Genomic DNA, 15,531 nt, shown 5'->3' on the forward strand with positions numbered 1-15,531 from the left:
GCTTGATATTGCACCTAACTAAGCAAGCGTTTAATAGCTTCGCAAGTGCAAAAATGACAAAGATCAAATTATGGGCAAGCTTGCGAGAGCCTTTGCGTAGAAGGCGTTTTTTTAAGCTGGGATAGATGCTGCACTGCACATTCACGCGCCACAAATTCACGCTGGTGAAGCTCTCGAAAGCGCTATAATCGAACAGGTCTGTCAGGGAAGGACGAGATATTTGGCCAAGGCTGCACGACAGAGACTGGATCCGAACCAGCGGATCGAACTCATCCTCGACGCGACGCTCGGACTTGTCGGCACCTCGCACTTCTCTGTTGTCACCATGCGCGACATAGCGCTTGCCTGCGACGTCAATGTCGCGCTGCTCTACCACTACTTCAGCAGCAAGGATCACCTGGTCAGGCTCGTGCTCGCACGGGCGCTGGGTCAGGTGACAGATGACTATGAGGCCCGGCGTGGCGCCCACGGCCAAGATTTCCTCGGCGATATCAGTGCGTGGTTCTCCACCCATGCGGCGATGGCGCCGAGCATGATGTCGCGCATGGTGAAACTCATGTCTGATCAGGCGGCACTTCCGGTGCGCGACCCGGAGCTTGATGCTCTCGTCATGGGCTTCTACCAGTTCGAAAGGGATCTGATCGTCCACACCCTGGAGCAAGGAATGGCCATCGGCCGCTACAAGAGAGTGGAAAGCGAAAAGCTTGCGCGTTTCGTCGGCCTGCATCTGGACGGCATTTTCCATGGCGCGGAAAGTCGCGGCCAGATCCGCATCGCAGATGATATTGCCGATCTGCGCGAGATGCTGGAGGCGCAGTTGCGTCCGTGAGGAACCTCAGGTGGTGATGCGGGAAAAGGCGGCGAGCACGGTGCGCTCGGACTGGGCAAGATAGGCTTCGAGCGCTGTCGCCGCCTCCTTCGGATGGCCCGTTTCCAGTTTCTCAAGGATCGCGGCATTGAGCTCGACATAGGGTGCGTGCAGCAATTCGGGATCGTCCAGCAGGCCAAAGCTCAGGCGCAGTTCGGCGGCGATCTGGGCGTAGAAGGCACTCAGCCTGACGCTGTCGGCAAGCTCGACGATCGCCGAATGGAATTTCATGTTTTCGCTGCCAACCCTGCCCCAGTCGCCAGCCTGTCGCGCGAGCCGGGCCTCGTCAACAGCGGCCCGCATGCGGATAACAGCTGGGTGGTTCGGATAAGCATCGGCAAGCGCGCGACATTCGACAATGCGGCGGACGCGGTAGATGTCGATGATCGAGGCCATGCTGGGCGTAGCCACGAAGACCCCGCGATTGGGCTCATGACGAAGGAGACCTTCCTTGGTCAGTAGCCGGAAGGCTTCGCGGAGCGAATTGCGCGAGACATCGAGATCAGCACTGAGGGCAGCTTCCGACAGGCGCTGACCGGGCTTCAGTTCCCCGCTAATCAGCTTGTTGCGGATATCCTCCGCCAGTCGTGGCGCCAAGGCTGCCGCCGGATCCGTTTCTGCCATGCTTGTCTCCCCTACCCCGACGATCGGTCGCCCCTTGCCGACCTCGGCCCTTACGGCGTCGACACGCTTTCTTCTCGCCACTCGCGACCGTAACCGCCGTCTGTTCACCTGCGTCAGCCTTATTGTCCAAACCCCCGAAAACGGCAACTACGACCGGGACGTCGATTAGAAATTGTCCGAAAGCAGGTCAAACATCGACCAAATTCTGGATTTTTGCTCAACATTTCGGCACAATAGTAGAACGATCAAATAATATCGTTGAACAATCTTGACAGAATTGTGAAACGCGGCGAGGCTGAGACCTGTCGATCATCAAGTCTGCCGGAACAACTGGCGCAGGATCACGGAGAGGGTAACATGGAACAGAATACGACAGTTCCGGCGAAAGCCGGGCCGGACGGCATGTCAAAAGCGAAACGCGGCGCCTTCGTCGCGGCGATATTTCTGATGGCGACCTCCGCCATCGGCCCAGGCTTCATCACGCAGACCGCGACCTTTACCACTAAACTCGGCTCGGCATTCGCCTTTGCGATCCTTGCTTCGATCCTGATCGACTTCGTCGTCCAGCTGAACATCTGGCGGATCGTGACGCTGACGAAAATGCGCGCCTCCGACATCGCCAATGCTGCAATCCCCGGAACCGGCTATGTGCTGGCCGTGCTTGTCATCATCGGGGGATTGTTCTTCAACATCGGCAATATTGGTGGGTCGGGGCTCGGCCTCAACGCGATGATGGGAATAGATCCCAAATGGGGCGGCGCGATCAGCGCCTTAATCGCGATCGGCATTTTCAGCTCCAAGCGGGCCGGTGTAGCGATCGACCGCCTGATCATTGTCGCTGGTATCGCCATGATCGTACTGACGCTTTACGTGGCGATCGTCTCGCAGCCGCCGGTCGGTGACGCGCTCTTCCAGACCTTCCTGCCGTCCACAATCGATTTCGCGACGATCACGACGATCGTCGGTGGTACGGTCGGTGGCTACATCACCTATTCCGGCGCCCATCGTCTGCTCGACAAGGGCACCGTCGGCATCGAGAACCTCGGCGCCGTCAACCGTGCCGCCTTGACCGGCATCGCAGTCACTGGACTGATGCGCTACGTGCTCTTCCTCGCCATCCTCGGCGTGGTCGCTTCCGGCGTGGTAATCGATATATCGGGCAAGGGCGCGAACCCCGCTGCCCAGGCCTTCCAGGCAGCCGCCGGCGACGTCGGCTACCGGATCTTTGGCGCCGTTCTCTGGTTTGCCGCCATCACTTCGGTCATCGGGGCTGCCTATACCTCGGTGTCCTTCATCACGGTGTTCAAGGCCGACATCAGCGAGCGCGCCCGCAACATCGCGACCGTGATCTTCATCGCTGTCTCCCTGTTCTTCTACGTCATTATCACAACGCCGCCTGCACAGATGCTGGTCTTCGTCGGCGGTCTGAACGGCCTCATCCTGCCAATCGGGCTTTCGATCTTCGTCTATGCTGCCTGGGCACGCTCCGACCTGATGGCGGGCTACCGTTATCCGCGCTGGCTGCTGGTGCTTGGCGCGCTCACTTGCGCCCTCACCTGGTACATGGGCTACAAGTCGATCGGCCCGATCTTCGCGCTGCTGACAGGCGCCTGATCACAAAACGCCTAACCGACACGGGAGGAAGACATGACTGCCATCGATCTCAACAGCGACCTCGGCGAAAGCTATGGCGCCTGGGCCATGGGCGACGACGAGGCCATGCTCTCGATCGTCTCCAGCGCCAATGTCGCCTGCGGTTTTCATGCAGGCGACCCGCTCGGCATCTGGAAGACCGTCAAGGCGGCGGCTGAAAAGGGTGTATCGATCGGTGCGCATGTCTCCTATCCCGATCGCGTCGGCTTCGGCCGGCGCGACATGGATGTGACCTCGGCGGAACTGACCGCCGACGTCATCTACCAGATCGGCGCGATCAAGGGCGTGGCGGCGGCAGCCGGCGTCACCGTCGGCTACGTCAAGCCGCATGGCGCGCTCTACAATCGCATCGCCCATGATCCAAAGCAGGGCCAGGCGGTGATCGACGGCATCAAGGCGATTGACCGAAGCCTGGTCTTGATGGGGCTTGCCGGCGCGCCGATCCTTGAACTCGCGCAGAAGTCCGGCCTCAAGACCGTTGCGGAAGCCTTTGCCGATCGGGCCTATACACCCGGCGGCGAGCTGGTCTCTCGCCGCGAAACCGGATCCGTGCTGCATGATACCGACCTCATTGCCCGCCGCATGCTTCAGCTCGCCCAGGAAGGTACGCTCGAGGCCATCGACGGCTCGACCATCAAGGTCGATGCGCAATCGATCTGCGTGCATGGCGATAGCCCAGGCGCTGTTGCCATTGCCCAAGAAATCCGCCGCGCCTTTGAGGCAGATGGCATCACCGTCCGCTCCTTCCTCAAAGCCTGACAAGATCGCCCGAACACCGTCTGGAGCACTGTCATGATCGCACTCGACCACCTCCGTCATGTGGATGCAACACCCGCTCGGCTTGCCCGCGAAAGCTACCGGGCCGGAGAGATTGCCCCAACCTCTGGTGTTGCGCCCGGTTTCACCCAGGCCAACATGATCGTTCTGCCGCGCGACTGGGCCTTCGACTTTTTGCTTTATGCCCAGCGCAACCCGAAGGCCTGCCCGGTGCTCGATGTGTCGGATCCCGGCTCGCATGCCACACATCTGGCGCCAGGTGCCGATCTTCGAAGAGACCTGCCGCTCTACCGGATCTGGCGCGACGGCAAGCTTGCCGAGGAAACACCGGATGCGACAAAAGCCTGGGCCGAGCATCCGGATCTGGTCAGCTTCCTGATCGGCTGCAGCTTCACCTTCGAAACCCCTATGCTGGACGCCGGCATCGAGATCCGTCACATCACCGACAAGTCCAATGTGCCAATGTATCTGACCAACCGGCCTTGCCGTCCCGCCGGCCGCCTGCATGGCAATATGGTCGTGTCGATGCGGCCGATCCCGGCCTCGCGCGTGGCGGATGCCGCGACCATTTCCGGCCGCTTCCCGGCGGTCCATGGCGCACCCGTTCATGTCGGCGCACCTGAAGAGATCGGCATCCACGATCTGGGAAAACCGGAATTCGGCGATCCCGTTCGTATTGAGCCGGGCGAGATACCGGTCTTCTGGGCCTGCGGCGTCACACCCCAGGCGGCCGTCATGGCGTCTGGCGTCCCCTTTGCCATCACCCATGCGCCGGGTCATATGTTCATCACGGACATTCCCGACACTGCCTATCACGCCTGAGGTGCCCATGCGTTTCTTGCCCGTCAGCCTGACCGTCCTGCTTGTCGAACTCACAGATCTCGACGAGACGTTGGCGCTGTTTGCCTCTCTCGAAGCCGATCCGGTCGAGGGCATTGAGGACATGGTGCCGGCGGCGCGCACGCTGATGATCCGCTTTCGCCCGGATCGGCTGTCGGCCGAAGGTCTCGCCGCAACGATCGCCGAGCGCGACCTGTCAGCCCGCATTGCACCCTCGGACGTGCTGGTCGAAATCCCGGTGCAGTATGACGGCGAAGACTTGGACGACGTCGCGAGCCTGACGGGCCTTTCGGTCGAGGAGGTTATCCGCCGCCACACGGAAAGTACCTTCACCGTCGCATTTTGTGGTTTTGCTCCTGGCTTCGGTTATCTGGTTGGCGGTGATCCGGCCCTCCAGGTGCCCCGGCGACAAAGCCCGCGCACGAAAATCCCGGCAGGCTCAGTGGCGCTTGCAGGCGCTTTTTCGGGCGTCTATCCGCAAAACAGCCCCGGCGGTTGGCAGATCATCGGCACGACACCTGTGAAGATGTGGGATCTGAGCCGCGATCCGCCGGCCTTGTTCCAGCCCGGCTACCGCGTTCGCTTCGTTGATCTCGCCCACCGGACCACCGCAGCGACCGTGACCCCCTCGGCGGCCAACACGCAACACGCAGCGAAAGAGATGGACGACGCCGTCTCGATCACCGTGCTGGCTGCCCCGATGCCCGCCCTCTTCCAGGATCTCGGTCGCTTCGGCCAGACCGGCCAGGGCGTGTCGGCATCCGGCGCGCTGGACCAGGGCGCCTTCAAGGCGGCGAACCGGGCCGTCGGCAATCCCGTCTCGACGCCGGCTCTCGAAATCGCGCTTGGTGGCTTCTCCTTTGAGGTGTCCGGCCGAGCCGTCATGGCCCTGACCGGCGCTCCCTGCCCGATCACTATCCGCGACGCCAGGGGTCGCGAGATCAAAGCCGAAACCTATCGTCCGATCTCGCTCGAAGCCGGCGACGTGGTGACCCTCGGGTTTGCGCCGAAGGGTGCCCGCAGCTATCTCGCCTTCCGGGGCGGGCTTGAGGTCAAACCGGTACTAGGCAGCGCCTCCACCGATACGCTGGCGGTTGTTGGACCTGAGCCGGTCGCGATCGGCGCAAAGCTGCGCATTGCCGGGGGCCAGGGTCTCTCCCCGGTCTCGCTCGACGAGAGACCTGCCTTTGATTGTCCGAAGCCTAACGAAGTCGTTTCGCTCGACGTCATCATGGGACCGCGCAGCGACTGGTTCACGGACCTTGGTCTTGCGACGCTCAGTGCGCAGCTCTACACCGTGACACCGCAGTCGAACCGCGTCGGTATTCGGATCCAAGGACCCAAGCCGCTGGAGCGCAAGGACAAAGCGGAGCTGCCAAGCGAAGGCACGGCGACCGGCGCAATCCAGGTGCCGCATAGCGGCCAGCCCGTGCTTTTCCTCGCCGATCATCCCTTGACCGGCGGTTACCCGGTCATCGGCACGGTTGCTGAATACCATCTCGATCTTGCCGGGCAGATCCCGGTCAATGCCAAAATCCAGTTCCGGCCCGTGACGGCTTTTGCCGAGATCACGCCCGCCAAGGGATGATCCGCGACGGCGCGCACGAAGAACCGTCAAATAACAGTGAGGAGACCCCGATGAAGAAAGTGCTGATCGCCAACCGCGGCGAAATCGCCGTGCGCATCATTCGCGCGTGCCGCGACTACGGCCTGAAATCGGTCGCCGTCTATGCCGATCCGGATATGGACGCGCTCTTCGTGCAACTCGCAGACGAAGCCTATGGGCTGGGGGGCAGCCGCCCGGCCGAGACCTACCTCGATATGGAGAAGCTGATTGCGGTTGCTAGAAGCTCGGGTGCTGACGCCGTCCATCCGGGTTACGGTTTCCTCTCCGAGCGCGCCGAATTCGCCCGCGCCGTGCAGGATGCTGGCCTCACCTGGATTGGTCCGGATCCGCATGTGATCGAAGCGCTTGGCGACAAGGTCGAGGCGCGACGGATCGCGACCAGCGTCGGCGCGCCGCTTGTGGCTGGCAGCGACGGCCCCGTCGAGACGGCGGCCGAAGTCATTGCTTTTGCCGAGCAGCACGGTCTCCCGGTTGCGATCAAGGCGGCCCATGGTGGCGGCGGGCGCGGGCTTAAGGTCGCCTGGAAGATCGAAGAGGTGGCCGAACTCTACGAATCCGCCGTCCGCGAGGCAAAAGCCGCTTTCGGCCGTGGCGAATGTTTCCTCGAACGTTTCCTCGATCGCCCGCGTCATATCGAGGCACAGGTGCTGGCCGACAGACATGGCAATGTGCTGGTCATCGGCACCCGCGATTGCTCGCTGCAGCGGCGTAACCAGAAGCTCGTTGAAGAGGCGCCCGCCCCTTTCCTCACCGACAGCCAGCGCAAGTCAATTCATGATGCCGCCAAGCGCATTTGTGCGGCGGCTGGCTATTCAGGCGCCGGCACGGTCGAATTCCTGCTCGGCATCGACGGCACGATCTCATTCCTGGAAGTCAACACCCGCCTCCAGGTCGAGCATCCTGTCACCGAAGAAACCACCGGCATAGACCTCGTCGTCGAACAGTTCCGGATCGCCGAGGGTAGAGCACTGGAAGTGACCGAGACCCCTCTACCGCGGGGTCATTCGATCGAATTCCGCATCAATGCAGAGGATCCGGGCCGTGGCTTCCTGCCGACGCCGGGTCAGATCACCCTGTTTGAAGCCCCTTCCGGGCCCGGTATCCGGCTCGACACCGGCGTCGTCTCGGGCTCGACAGTGCCCGGCACCTTCGATTCCCTGATGGCCAAGCTGATCGTGACGGGTGCAACGCGAGAACAGGCAATCGCGCGCGCACGCCGCGCCTTGCATGAGTTCCAGATCGAAGGTGTGGCCACGGTGCTCCCCTTCGACCGCGCCGTGATCGAGCATCCCGACTTTACCGGCACCGATGGGTTCAAGGTACACACCCGCTGGATCGAGACGGATTTCGCCGGCGCGCTGGAGGCGATGGCACGGCCGGAACCTGTGACTGGCAGCCAGCTGATCCGTACCCATATCGAGATCGACGGCAAGCGCCACGAAGTTGGCATTCCGGCGACCTTGCTTGCAGGACTTGGCGGGGTGTCCGGTGCCAACACCGGAACGCCTCCAATGAAAGCTGAGGATGAAAACAACATCACAGCTCCGATCGCCGGCACTTTGCAGGCCTTTAAAGTCGAAGACGGAGCGATGGTTGAGGCGGGAGAGCTTGTTGCCGTCATGGAAGCGATGAAGATGGAAACCCAGGTTACGGCGTTAAAGGCTGGACGCATCACCCTCAAGGCTGCCGCAGGTGACTATGTTCAGGCTGGAGAGGAAATCGCGCGTTACGAGGAATAACTCTGCTTCGTCGATCTACCGCGATGGTGCCGCCATCGAAGCTCAAGAAGCGGGATGGTACTTTCACCTCAGCTATTCCCTGACGTTCCAAGGATTGACGATCTTCAACCCGATATCTGCAAAATCCTTGGTATTGCGCGTTGCCAGAGCGAGATCGTGAGCAAGGGCCGTCGCGGCAATGAAACCATCCATGGAAGCCAGTCCGCCACCTTGTCGCTTGGCCAGTGCCATCAAACCACCCCAGGCGGCAGCGACTGGGCCATCCACGGTGAGGACCCGGCCATGGAAACGTTGCTGCAGGTCATGGTTCAGCCAATCCATGAGGGCGTCCCGCTTCTTCCCGCTGTCCATCAAGGCCACGCCACGGTGGATCTCCGCTATCGACATAATGCTGATGAATGTCCGGTCTTCATCGAGTGCATGAAGCCAATTCAAGACGCCCATGTCGGGACGCGGCTTCGTGACTTCCGATAAGACGTTCGTATCGAGGAGCAGCATCACAGCGACAAGTCGCGCGGCTCATCTCTCGGTCGCTCGATTTCGATATCAGCGCTACGAAGGGGAGATTGTAGCAGGAAATCGGCCAGCGACCCCTTTCGTGCGATCTTCTGCTGCCACTCTTCTGCCGAGACGATAACCACGCTTGGTTTTCCGTTCTTGGTTATGGTCTGGGGTGCCAACTGTGCTTTTTCCATCACTTCTGACAATCGTGCCTTGGCATTGGCGACAGTCCAGTTCGCGTCTTCTTTTCGTGAGGCTGCCATGACCCTCTCCTTGACCATAATGACTATATTGACCATACCGAAAGAATATGCGGAGGGCAAGGGCTCGGTTCATGGCGAGGCACAAGCGGAGCTTCGGTTTTCGCTAATCGCGACAGCAAAAGGCCCGCACGATGGCGGGCCCGTTGTTCAGTCTATGCAAAAAGCCGTCAGACCTTGTCGACGACGTTCTTCACGGCGTCTTTGGCCTCGCCTTTAGCCTGCTGGCCATGGCCCTTGGCTTCCTGGACGGCGCCCTTGGCTTCCATGCTGTGGTTGTCGGTGGCGTCACCGATGGCCTGCTTGGCCTTGCCCGTCAGCTCGTTTGCCTTGCCGGAAATCTTGTCAGCTGTAGAACCCATAATCGTTCTCCTTTATCGACGGTAACGCGCTGCCCTCAAGTCGCTATCCGGTCAAACGCCGGGGAAGTCCGTCTTGGGCGGCTTGACGATCCGCTTGTCTTTACAATGCTTGCCGGGGCGAAACGTTCCGCAGCTTTTGCGGGCAATCCAACGCGTCCTCCAAGGCATTTAAGAGAACGAACACGGTTACGGCCGTCCTTCAGCGCTTGTAGGCACCAAGGCCGGGGCGGAAGCTCTTGTCGTCGAGGAACTGCTTCAGACCCTCGGCACGGCCATTGCTCTTGTCGAGAAAGAGCATCTGTTCGAGCTTGGCATAGATGTAGTCGTCCGCCTGTTCGAAGGGCATATTGCGTACGCGCTTGAACGTGTCCTTGGCGGCTTTCAAGACCACCGGGTTCTTTTCCAGGAGGCTTGCGCAGATAGACCGCACGCGGGTCTCGAGATCGGCCAGCGGCACGGATTCGTTGACGAGGCCCATTTCGCGGGCCTTCTGACCGCCGAAATTCTCACCCGTCATGATGTAGTAAAGCGAGTCGCGGTGGTTCATCACCTCAGCGACGGCACGGGTGACATTGCCGCCGGGCAGAATACCCCAGTTGATTTCGGAAAGGCCAAAGGTTGCCTCGTCGGCCGCAACCGCCAGATCGCAGGCAACGAGCGGCGTAAACGCTCCACCGAAGCACCAGCCGTTGACCATCGCGATTGTCGGCTTTTCGAAATACATCAGGCGGTTCCACCAACCGCCGGACTGGCGCCGGCTCTTCAGGACGGCACCGCGCCCCTTTCCGTCATTTTCGCGGAAATACTCCTTCAAATCCATGCCCGCCGACCAGGACTGGCCGGCGCCACGCAAGACGAGCACGCCGCAGCGATCGTCGGCCTCCAACTCGTCGAGAACCTCCATCATGCGGATGTTGAGGGCCGGGTTCATCGCATTGCGCTTTTCCGGGCGGTTCAGCGTTACAAAGGCAATGCCGTTGTCGAATTCGACGAGCACGGGGCTCTGCGGTTTCTGGTCGGTCTCGGTCATGTCATGCTCCTTGGAATGGCTGGCTGCGGCAATCTTTGCCACTGTCGCCCGTGTAAGATCAGGATGGCAGGTGGCTCTGGCGCAGGATGTGTTTCTGCGCCTTGCCAGAAGCTGTGCGAGGAATGGCATCAAGAAAGACGATGCGGGCGGGACGTTTGTAGGAGGCGAGGCGCTCAGCGCAGTGGGAAAGAAGCTCGTCCACGGTCGGGTGCTCGTCATGCGGCACGATGAACGCGATGCCGCATTCGCCCCATTTCGGATCGGCGATACCGATCACAGCGACGTCTCGCACCTTATGGTGCGCGCCAATCACCGCCTCGACCTCGGCCGGAAAGACGTTTTCGCCGCCTGAGATATACATGTCCTTCAAACGATCCGGCACGTGGATGACACCGCCGTCGCCCCGGCATCCAAGATCACCGGACCGATACCAGTCGCCGACGAAGGCTGCCGCCGTCTCTTCCGGCTTGTTCCAGTATCCGGGCGTCACCGAGGGGCCTCGCAGCCAGATTTCGCCAACCTCGCCGTCGGCCACGTCCTCACCCTTTGCGTCCACCAGCCGAACCTCCAGCAGGGGAGCGGCAAATCCGACGCTACCAGGGTGGCGGGCAACAACGGCTCGGTCGAGCGGCATATGGACCGCCGTTCCCGCTTCACTCATGCCGTAGCCATTGACAAGAGGTATACCGTCTTCGAGGAAGGTCTCGATCAGGCTCGGCGAGAGCGGCGCGCCGCCGACAAAGATCGCTTGCAGAGCCTTGAGAGCCGAAGGGTCCCAGCCGGGAGCTGCGCGCAATGCTGCCGCCATCTGTGGTACGGCAAAGTAATGGGTGACCCCGAGCGCCGGATCGGCAAGCGTGGCGAGCGTGCGGTCGGGCATGAACCGGTCGGAGATCACCAGCCTGCCCCCCATCATCAGGGTGGTGCGTCCGATCGCAATCAGTCCGATCGTGTGGAAGAACGGCAGGTCGCACAGAGTGACGCTATTGGCCGTCACCTCTCCTACCACTGCAAAATTGATGGCCGAAGCAAAAGCGTTGCGGCGCGTGATGATGACGCCTTTCGGCATTCCCGTGGTGCCGGACGTGTAGAGCATGATGCAGGCTTGATCGGCATCGATGGCAAGAGCGGCAGCAGGGTCAAGCCGGGCTGCGTATGAAAGCAAGCCCTCCGCCCCCGCGACCGGCAGACCCGGCACATGAAGGTCGTTTATGGCGGAAAGCGTCGCGGCAAATTCTGCGTCATAGACAATGACAGAAGGCCGGCAGTCATCGATGATGCGCCCCAGTTCGGCTGGCCCCAGCCGCCAGTTGAGCGGCACGAACACCTGGCCCGCCCGTTGACAGGCAAGACAGACGCTGATCTGCGCTATGGAGTTTCGGCCTAAGAACGCGATGCGGGGAGCGGACTCCGCTGCGCCGAACTTTGAGATCAAAAAGGCTGCAATCCGGCCAACCAACAAGTTGAGTTCGCCGTAGCTGCAAGTTTCACCGGATGCCACCTCGAATACGGCTGGGCGGTCAGGACCGGTCTTCGCCCGATAGATCAACGGATCGTCAGTTTCCAACCCCACCGATCGCCTCCCCTTAAGGGGCGAGGCCAAGTCTTGCTGCATGCTCTTCCTCCTCCATGCCACCTCAAATGAGGCCTCCCGGCATATTGTATGTTATACTTACTATTATCGCGTTTGTCTGGCAAGAGCAAATTGACTGTTGCATCCGAAAGTGGTCATGAATGGTCGTTCGCGTGACGGACAGAACAGCGGAATGACAGCGATGACGACACCCAAGGACCTGAAGCCCGCGAATGATGACGAAGGTTTCGAGCTGGGCGCCCCTTTAAGAACCGGCCGGCTCGACGACATTCTCGGCTTTCATTTGCGCATGGCCAATGTCGCCATCTACCAGGACTATACAGCCGCCATGGGCGATCTTGGCCTGACGCAGAAACAGTTTGCGGTTCTTGAGTTGGTCGCAGCAAACCCCAAGGTCGGGCAGATCGACATCGCCAATCAACTCAGCATGGACCGTGCAACCATGATGGCGCTGGTCAATCGTCTGGAAGGCCGCAATCTGATCGCAAGACAACCGTCTTCCGTGGACAGGCGACGGCAGGAATTGATCCTCACGGGCGACGGCGCCAATATGCTGACCAAAGCACGCCAGATCCAGACCGAGCACGAGGCCCGCTTCACGGCCCGTTTCTCGCCGCAAGAATTGCAGGACTTCATCGCAGCCCTCAAACGCATCTATCGTGACATCATGCCGGAGACAGACTGAGAGCAGCCTGAATACCCGTCTTTCTGACGCCGCCGACAGGCATCCCCAGGCTTTCCCGGCCTTTACAGCCCCGGAACGTGAAACGGCCGCCCCATGGGGGACGACCGTCACTCTCGGGGGAGGGTCTCAGAACGGGTAATGCTGGTTCGGATCTTCGATGGTGATCCAGCGCAGTTCGGTGAATTCGGCAATCGCCGCCTTGCCACCGAAGCGACCATAACCACTGCCCTTCACGCCACCGAACGGCATTTGCGGCTCGTCGAATACGGTCGGGCCATTGATGTGGCAGATACCGGATTCGATGCGGGCGGCGACCGAAAGGGCGCGGCGGATGTCCCGGCTGAACACGGCCCCGGAAAGTCCGTATTCCGTATCGTTGGCGATGCGGATCGCCTCTTCCTCGCCATTGACACGGATGATCGGCTTGACCGGTCCGAAGCTCTCCTCGGAATACATGCGCATCGAGGCGGTGACGCCATCGAGCAGGGTTGCCTCGACGACGCTACCCTCGCGCTTGCCGCCGGCCACGAGCTTGGCCCCCTTGGAGACTGCGTCGGCGATCAGGTCGTCCATCTTCTTGGCCGATTCCAGGCTGATCAACGAGCCGAGGACGACATGGCCCTTGGGATCGCCGGCCGGCAGTTTGGACGCTTTGGCCGCTAGCTTCTCGACAAATTCGTCAGCGATCTTGGTGTCGACGATGATGCGCTCCGTCGACATGCAGATCTGGCCCATATTGGCGAAGGCACCGAAGGCGGCAGCATTGACGGCCGCATCGATATCGGCGTCGTCAAGGATGACGAGTGGCGCCTTGCCGCCGAGCTCCAGGATCGCCGGCTTCAGGTGACGACCGCAAAGCTCGCCGATGATCTTGCCAACCTTCGTCGAACCGGTGAAATTCACCCGCTTGACGGAGGAATGCGTGATCAGACCTTCGACGATCTTGGCAGCATCTTCCGGCGCATTGGTGATGACACCGATGGCGCCGGTCGGCAGGCCCGCTTCGACGAGGCATTGCGCAATCAGGCGATGGGTGCCCGGGCATTGTTCGGAAGCCTTGAGGATCACCGTATTACCGCAGGCGAGCGGCATGGCAACCGCACGAGTGCCGAGAATAATCGGAGCATTCCACGGCGCGATGCCAAGGCAGACACCGACGGCTTGGCGCATGCCCATGGAAAGCGAACCCGGCTTGTTGGACGGAATGACTTCGCCCGAGATCTGGGTCGTCATCGAGGCAGCTTCGCGCAGCATGCTGGCGGCGACCATGACGTTAAAGGCACCCCAATGGCCTGTCGCACCCGTTTCGGCAACGACGAGATCGCTGAACTCGGCCGTCTTCGATTCCATGATATCGGCTGCTTTGAGCAGGATCTTGCGCCGCTCCCCGGGGCCGGTCTTCGACCAGCCTGGGAAGGCTGCTGCTGCGGCCTCGACGGCGGCATTCGCATCTTCGAGGCTCGCGGCAGAGGCCGTGGTCGCCACTTCCTGCGTGAACGGATTGATGCGGTTGAAGGTCCGGCCGCCATGGGCTGCCTTTTCGGCACCGTTGATCAGCAATGAAATATGCATGTTCATGTGAATGTCTCCTCCGTGAGCGGTTGGGCAGCCGTTGACGGCTGCCTGTTGCAAGTCTCCGTTCGCCGCTATCGCCCAGGCATCTCCCCTGCCCTGCTGCGCCCGGTTGCCGGCCGGCCGCTGATGTCATAGCAAGCCTGGCGGTCATTCCGATCAATTAGTAAGTGTAGCGAACAATTGGCAATGCGCAAGTGGCCTCGAATCAATAGGGCAGGCCGACATAGTTCTCGGCCATCGCGGTGGAGGCGGCGCGTGACTGGGTGAGATAGTCGAGCTCCGCTTCCTGGATCTTCTGTCCGAAGTCGCCAGTGTCCGGGAAGCGGTGCATCAGCGTCGTCATCGACCAGGAGAAACGAACAGCCTTCCAGACCCGCCTCAGCGCCCGCTCGGAATAGGCATCCAGACCAGCTTTGCTCTTGTCCTGATAGTGCTCCAGAAGGCCGGAGAGCAGGTAGAAGACATCAGACGCTGCAAGATTGAGACCCTTCGCTCCGGTCGGGGGCACGATATGGGCAGCGTCGCCAACGAGGAAGAGGCGACCGAACCGCATAGGCTCGGCGACGAAGGAGCGGAGCGGCGCGATCGACTTTTCAAAGCTCGGCCCCGTCACCAGAGCTTGCGCATGGTGCGTCGGGAGACGACGGCGCAGTTCGTCCCAGAAACGGTCGTCGGACCACATCTCGACCTTATCGTCGAGCGAGCACTGCACGTAATAACGGCTGCGTGTATTTGAGCGCATGGAGCAAAGCGCAAAGCCGCGCGGATGGTTGGCGTAGATCAGTTCATGATTGACCGGCGGCACCTCCGCCAGGATACCAAGCCAGCCAAACGGATAGATCTTCTCGAACGTCTTGATGGCGTCTGCCGGGACTGCCTTGCGGCTCGCCCCGTGGAAACCGTCGCAGCCAGCGATATAGTCGCAGTCGATGCGGTGGGTGACACCTTCCTTTTGATAGGTGACGTAAGGATGGTCCCCGTCGAAGCCGGCCGGCGTCACCTCACTTGCTTCATAGACCGTCACGCCGCCATCCCGTTCGCGCCTTTCAATCAGATCGAGCGTCACTTCGGTCTGGCCGTAAACCATGACGCGTTTTCCACCCGTCAGGTCGAAGAGGTCGATACGGTGGTCGCGACCATCGAAGGCCAGGGAAAAACCTTCGTGTGGCAGTCCTTCACGGTGCATGCGCTCGCCGACACCCGCCTTGTCGAGCAGGCTGACCATGCCCTCCTCCAGCACGCCGGCCCGTACACGCGCAAGAATGTGCTCGCGGCTCGATCTGTCCACGATGATGTTGTCGATGCCCGCATTGCTCAGCAACTGGCCGAGCAGAAGCCCTGAAGGGCCTGACCCGATGATGGCGACTTTGGTGCGCATGGTTCCTCCCGATGGCCT

The 15,531-nt window shown here is 61.0% G+C and carries 16 protein-coding genes; 8 read left to right on the top strand and 8 right to left on the bottom strand.

All coding sequences use genetic code 11. The annotated features are described in order from the left end of the window. Positions 1 to 220: 220 nt before the first annotated feature. Positions 221 to 829 (top strand): TetR/AcrR family transcriptional regulator, encoded by a 609-nt coding sequence (locus tag FJQ55_RS22120; protein WP_140832122.1) that lies wholly within the window; start codon positions 221 to 223, stop codon positions 827 to 829. A 6-nt stretch (positions 830 to 835) separates the two neighbouring features. On the opposite strand, the gene FJQ55_RS22125 is transcribed toward FJQ55_RS22120, so the two are convergent. Further along, positions 836 to 1,492, bottom strand: coding sequence for a GntR family transcriptional regulator (locus FJQ55_RS22125; RefSeq protein WP_140832124.1), 657 nt, complete (start codon positions 1,490 to 1,492; stop codon positions 836 to 838). On the opposite strand from FJQ55_RS22125, the gene FJQ55_RS23385 reads away from it, so the two are divergent. From FJQ55_RS23385 to FJQ55_RS22150, 6 genes are all read left to right on the top strand, one after another. Further along, positions 1,491 to 1,661: a hypothetical protein gene (locus FJQ55_RS23385; protein ID WP_161597024.1), complete on the top strand. Its 171-nt coding sequence runs from the start codon at positions 1,491 to 1,493 to the stop codon at positions 1,659 to 1,661. The genes FJQ55_RS22125 and FJQ55_RS23385 overlap by 2 nt on opposite strands. Positions 1,662 to 1,894: 233 nt before the next feature. Continuing rightward, complete coding sequence (locus FJQ55_RS22130; protein ID WP_425467583.1) at positions 1,895 to 3,106, top strand: NRAMP family divalent metal transporter; 1,212 nt, start codon at positions 1,895 to 1,897, stop codon at positions 3,104 to 3,106. A 33-nt stretch (positions 3,107 to 3,139) separates the two neighbouring features. After that, positions 3,140 to 3,904, top strand: a complete 765-nt coding sequence (locus tag FJQ55_RS22135; protein WP_140832128.1) for a LamB/YcsF family protein — start codon at positions 3,140 to 3,142, stop codon at positions 3,902 to 3,904. Positions 3,905 to 3,937: 33 nt separating this feature from the next. Next, entirely contained in the window at positions 3,938 to 4,744 is an 807-nt protein-coding gene (locus FJQ55_RS22140) for a putative hydro-lyase (protein ID WP_140832130.1), read from the top strand. Positions 4,745 to 4,751: 7 nt separating this feature from the next. Beyond that, complete coding sequence (locus FJQ55_RS22145) at positions 4,752 to 6,350, top strand: 5-oxoprolinase subunit B/C family protein (protein WP_140832132.1); 1,599 nt, start codon at positions 4,752 to 4,754, stop codon at positions 6,348 to 6,350. A gap of 50 nt (positions 6,351 to 6,400) precedes the next feature. After that, positions 6,401 to 8,128: an acetyl/propionyl/methylcrotonyl-CoA carboxylase subunit alpha gene (locus tag FJQ55_RS22150; protein ID WP_140832134.1), complete on the top strand. Its 1,728-nt coding sequence runs from the start codon at positions 6,401 to 6,403 to the stop codon at positions 8,126 to 8,128. Positions 8,129 to 8,200: 72 nt separating this feature from the next. On the opposite strand, the gene FJQ55_RS22155 is transcribed toward FJQ55_RS22150, so the two are convergent. The 5 genes from FJQ55_RS22155 to FJQ55_RS22175 form a co-directional block, all read right to left on the bottom strand. Then, entirely contained in the window at positions 8,201 to 8,629 is a 429-nt protein-coding gene (locus FJQ55_RS22155; RefSeq protein WP_140832136.1) for a type II toxin-antitoxin system VapC family toxin, read from the bottom strand. Next, positions 8,626 to 8,892, bottom strand: a complete 267-nt coding sequence (locus FJQ55_RS22160; RefSeq protein ID WP_140832138.1) for a type II toxin-antitoxin system Phd/YefM family antitoxin — start codon at positions 8,890 to 8,892, stop codon at positions 8,626 to 8,628. Before FJQ55_RS22160 ends, FJQ55_RS22155 begins: the two co-directional genes overlap by 4 nt. A 167-nt stretch (positions 8,893 to 9,059) precedes the next feature. Next, on the bottom strand, positions 9,060 to 9,251 hold the full coding sequence (locus FJQ55_RS22165) for a CsbD family protein (RefSeq protein WP_140832140.1): 192 nt from the start codon (positions 9,249 to 9,251) through the stop codon (positions 9,060 to 9,062). 199 nt (positions 9,252 to 9,450) lie between these two features. Beyond that, a complete protein-coding gene (locus FJQ55_RS22170) occupies positions 9,451 to 10,281 on the bottom strand; it encodes a p-hydroxycinnamoyl CoA hydratase/lyase (RefSeq protein WP_140832142.1) in 831 nt (276 codons plus the stop codon). 58 nt (positions 10,282 to 10,339) lie between these two features. Continuing rightward, positions 10,340 to 11,896, bottom strand: a complete 1,557-nt coding sequence (locus tag FJQ55_RS22175; RefSeq protein ID WP_140832144.1) for an AMP-binding protein — start codon at positions 11,894 to 11,896, stop codon at positions 10,340 to 10,342. A 160-nt stretch (positions 11,897 to 12,056) separates the two neighbouring features. On the opposite strand from FJQ55_RS22175, the gene FJQ55_RS22180 reads away from it, so the two are divergent. Continuing rightward, complete coding sequence (locus FJQ55_RS22180; RefSeq protein ID WP_140832146.1) at positions 12,057 to 12,560, top strand: MarR family winged helix-turn-helix transcriptional regulator; 504 nt, start codon at positions 12,057 to 12,059, stop codon at positions 12,558 to 12,560. A 126-nt stretch (positions 12,561 to 12,686) separates the two neighbouring features. On the opposite strand, the gene FJQ55_RS22185 is transcribed toward FJQ55_RS22180, so the two are convergent. Both FJQ55_RS22185 and pobA read right to left on the bottom strand, forming a co-directional pair. Then, complete coding sequence (locus tag FJQ55_RS22185) at positions 12,687 to 14,132, bottom strand: aldehyde dehydrogenase (protein ID WP_140832234.1); 1,446 nt, start codon at positions 14,130 to 14,132, stop codon at positions 12,687 to 12,689. A 208-nt stretch (positions 14,133 to 14,340) separates the two neighbouring features. Continuing rightward, positions 14,341 to 15,513 (bottom strand): 4-hydroxybenzoate 3-monooxygenase, encoded by a 1,173-nt coding sequence (gene pobA, locus FJQ55_RS22190; protein ID WP_140832148.1) that lies wholly within the window; start codon positions 15,511 to 15,513, stop codon positions 14,341 to 14,343. Between the last annotated feature and the right edge of the window lie 18 nt (positions 15,514 to 15,531).

Origin of the sequence: Rhizobium glycinendophyticum, assembly GCF_006443685.1 — a bacterium.
GTDB classification, from domain to species: Bacteria; Pseudomonadota; Alphaproteobacteria; order Rhizobiales; family Rhizobiaceae; genus Allorhizobium; species Allorhizobium glycinendophyticum.